The following is a 313-nucleotide window of genomic DNA, read 5'->3' on the forward strand; positions in this document are numbered from 1 at the left end:
TCTTGGTACTGTTTCATCAACTGCGGTATCGACAGTTTAAGGCGTTTTACTACCATCACATGCTTGGCATGATGAAACGGGCGTTTCCAAATCTGCCGAGCTACTCGCGATTTATAGAGCTTGTGCCGCGCAGTATCATGCCACTGTGCAGCTACTTGCAAAGCATGATGGGCGACTGTACGGGTATCAGCTATATTGATTCAACCAAGATAGCAGTTTGTCATAACAAGCGTATCTACCGTCATAAAGTCTTTAAGGGACTTGCAACCCGAGGCAAAAGCAGCATGGGCTGGTTCTATGGCTTTAAGCTGCA

General features: G+C 46.6%; 1 protein-coding gene. It reads left to right on the top strand.

Translation table 11 applies throughout. The annotated features are described in order from the left end of the window. Positions 1 to 313 (top strand): transposase (locus tag ACT3RN_RS16285; protein ID WP_444518898.1); only part of this gene is annotated, 313 nt, incomplete at both ends.

It is taken from the genome of Psychrobacter sp. AOP5-GZ1-6 (assembly GCF_052376345.1).
Lineage (GTDB): Bacteria > Pseudomonadota > Gammaproteobacteria > Pseudomonadales > Moraxellaceae > Psychrobacter.